Source organism: Streptomyces niveiscabiei, assembly GCF_001419795.1.
Classification (GTDB): Bacteria; Actinomycetota; Actinomycetes; order Streptomycetales; family Streptomycetaceae; genus Streptomyces; species Streptomyces niveiscabiei.
The window spans coordinates 1-3,237 of record NZ_LIRL01001131.1 but is presented as its reverse complement, the minus strand read 5'-3'; the positions used below and the strand labels follow the sequence as shown (position 1 = coordinate 3,237).

At 73.6% G+C, this 3,237-nt stretch carries 3 protein-coding genes; 1 reads left to right on the top strand and 2 read right to left on the bottom strand.

Annotated features, from left to right (window positions below; all coding sequences use genetic code 11):
- The coding region (locus tag AOK24_RS40950; RefSeq protein ID WP_055724982.1) for a sensor histidine kinase at positions 1-1,385 on the top strand (1,385 nt) is incomplete at its 5' end.
- Here the strand turns inward: AOK24_RS40950 and AOK24_RS40945 are convergent.
- The gene (locus AOK24_RS40945; RefSeq protein ID WP_063799612.1) at positions 1,373-1,744 is read right to left on the bottom strand and encodes an SH3 domain-containing protein; all 372 of its coding nucleotides are present in this window, start codon (positions 1,742-1,744) and stop codon (positions 1,373-1,375) included. The genes AOK24_RS40950 and AOK24_RS40945 overlap by 13 nt on opposite strands.
- Before the next feature lie 260 nt (positions 1,745-2,004).
- Positions 2,005-3,201: an ABC transporter permease gene (locus AOK24_RS40940; RefSeq protein ID WP_063799613.1), complete on the bottom strand. Its 1,197-nt coding sequence runs from the start codon at positions 3,199-3,201 to the stop codon at positions 2,005-2,007.
- Positions 3,202-3,237 lie beyond the last annotated feature (36 nt).

Genomic DNA, 3,237 nt, shown 5'->3' with positions numbered 1-3,237 from the left:
GACAGCGGCTGGGCGTCCGCCCCGCCCTGCGGTTCGCGGCGGACGCCCAGCCGCTGTCCCTGGTGAAGTTCACCGCGACGGCCATCGACGACTACCGCACCGGCACCGCCTACGCCGTCTGCCTCACCCGGTCAGGGGTGGACGTGACCTACCGCCTGGACCGCAACGGCATCCCCGTGCACACCGGCGAGCCGGCGACGGCCTGCGAGCGCGAGCACGGCTCCCGTACGGAGTTCCAGCAGCACCTGCACGCGGCGGAGAGCTGCCGCGCGCGGTCGGCCCCGGCACTCGCCCCCTGTCTGGAACAGGTCTTCCGCCGGCGCACCGCCGACATCGCCCCGGGACAACTGCGCGTCGGCCTCGGCGCGCAGACCTCGGTCCGAAGCCTCGCCGTCGGCCCCACGGTCGCCGTAGCGGCCGGCGTCGCGGCGGCGGCGATCGCGGCGGTGCTCCTGCTGAGCCGGGCCGTGCTGCGCCCGGTGCGCGCGCTCACCGAGGCGTCACGGGGGCTCGGCGGCGGGGACCTGGGCCACCGGGTCCCGGTCGGCGGCGGCCGGGACGAGATCGCCGAACTCGGCCGGTCCTTCAACCGGATGGCCGACTCCCTCCAGTCCAGCGAGGAACGGCAGCGCCGGCTCGTCGGCGACATCGCGCACGAACTGCGCACCCCGCTCGCCAACCTGCGCGGCTACCTGGAGGCGCTGCGCGACGGCGTCGTGGAACCGGAACCCGCGCTGCTCGACTCCCTGCACGAGGAGGTGCTGCTCCAGCAGCGGATCGTGGACGACCTCCAGGACCTGGCGCTGGCCGAGGCGGGCACGCTCACCTACCACCGGGCCGCCGTCGACGTCCGGGACGTCCTGGAGACCTGCCGCGCGGCGCACCGGGCGCTCGCCGAGAACGCGTCGTCGAGGATCGTCGTGGAGCCCGGGGAGGGCGAGGGGCCGACCGTGGTGCTCGCGGACCCGGGCCGGCTGCGGCAGGCCGTGGGGAACCTGATCACCAACGCGGTGCGGGCCACCTCGTCCGGGGGCACGGTGACCCTGAATTCGGCCAGAAAAGGAGCGCGCGTCGAAATACAGGTCGGTGACACCGGAAAAGGAATTCCCGCCGAGCAGCTGCCGTATCTCTTCGACCGGTTCTGGCGTGCGGACGCGGCGCGGGGACGGGACACGGGAGGCAGCGGACTCGGCCTTTCCATCGCCCGGCAGATCGTCACGGACCACGACGGGCATATCTCCGTACGGAGCACGGTCGGCGTCGGGACGACTTTCACGGTGGATCTTCCCGCGTTCGACGGGAGGGGCCCGTCCCCGGCCGCTTCGGCCGGGGACGGAACCGCGCCGCCGTCAGCCGGCGGTGCTCAGGCGGATCAGCACAGGTAGTACGCGCCGCCGTCCGTGAGCAGGTCGTCTCTGATCCAGCCCGAGATGCCCGTGGTGCGGTCCAGCACGTGCGTCCAGGTGTAGCCGCTGTCGTACTTGTAGCAGTCGTACCTGAGGTTGTGGCTGGCCTGGGCCTGGCCCAGGGCCGTGCAGCCGGTGGAAGGACCGGAGCGGATGTTGACGCCGTTCGTGGTGGACGAGCCGGTCCTGCCGTCCGCGATGTACCAGTTGTTGTCCGGACAGGTCGCCAGGACGCTCGCCCCGGACGCCGCCGGCGCCGCGACGGCCGGCACGCTCGCGCCGCCCAGCAGCGCGGCGGCGGCCAGCCCCACCGCAGCCGCCTTCCTCGTGAATCGCATTGCCCCTCCTTGCGTTCTGCACCGATCCGAATGGATCTGGGGAAGATAATTCGCAATCTGGTTCGGTGCGTCAACAGAGGATTTCGGGCAGGTCCGCCCATTGATCTCCGGGAATGATATGCTCCATATTCCGTTTCATATTCGCCGGGTGCGCGGCGTGCGAACCTCCGTGAACGGCTGTTCTCTCCGCCGCTTCCGTTTCCCGCTTCCGGAGTGCCAAATTCCAGTAAAGGATGGCGTGTTCACGGAAAACTGGCCGGTTATGTCGCCAGGGCCTCGGTAGGGGCCATCCGGCTCGCCCGCACCGCCGGGTACAGCCCGGCGAGCACCCCGATGACCAGGGTCGCGCCGATCCCGGCGGCGGTGGCCCAGAGGGGGACCAGCACCGGCCAGTCGCGCCACAGCGCGTACCCCCCGGTGACGGCGGCGCCCAGGGCGGCCCCGCCCGCCCCGCCGATCCCGGACAGCAGGAGCGACTCGGTGACGAACTGCCCGCGTATCTGCCCCCGGGTCGCCCCCAGCGCCCGGCGCAGGCCGATCTCCGTGCGCCGCTCCAGCACCGCGATCACCATCGTGTTGCCGACCCCGAGCCCGCCGACCAGCAGGGCGATCCCGCCCAGCCCCAGCAGCAGCCCCGACAGCGCCTCGTCGGTGGCCTCCCGGGCCGCGAGCGCGTCGGAGGGCCGCGAGATCCGCACCTCGCCCGGCGCCGGCGGGTTCGCCGTCGCCGCCAGCACCTGCCGTACGTCCGCGACCCGGCTGTCCAGCGTCCGGACGTAGACCGTGGACGGGGTGCCGCCGAAGCCGAGGTAGGTCACCGCGGCCTGCCAGCCGACCAGGGCCGCCGCGTCCAGTTCCGGCGCGAGCGGCACCGGGTCCAGCACGCCCACCAGCGAGAACCACGTACCCCCCAGCCACAGCCGGGTGCCCGGGACCCGCACGTCCAGCGTGCGCGCCGCCTGCGCGCCCAGCACCACCCCGGGGTAGCGCTGCGTCGCGGCGTTCAGCCACACCCCCGTACCCACCCGGGCGCCCACGGCCCGCGGCAGCTCGGGCTGCGCGGCCAGGACCGCGATGCTGCCCGTACGGCCGACCGGTACCTGGTCGGTGCGGTACACGTGGGCCGAGTCGACCGCGCCCGTCGCGGCCACCTGCCGTACCGGCGGAATCCTGCGGATCATCGCCACCGCCTCGGCCGGCAGCCGGGCCTGCCCGCCGTCCAGGGCCTGTCCCGGAGCGACCCGCAGCAGGTTGGTGCCGAGCCGGTCCAGCCTGCGGTCCACCTCCGCCCGCCCGGACGAGGAGATCCCGACGACCGAGATCATCGCCGCGATACCGATGGCGATCCCCAGCGCGGACAGGACGACCCGCAGCGGCCTGGTCCGCAGCCCCGTCCCGCCCAGCCGCAGCAGGTCCGACGGCCGCAGCCGGGCCGCCCGCAGCCGCTCCCCGCTCACGCCGGGCTCCGCTCGCGCGAACCGGCGCGGCCCGGC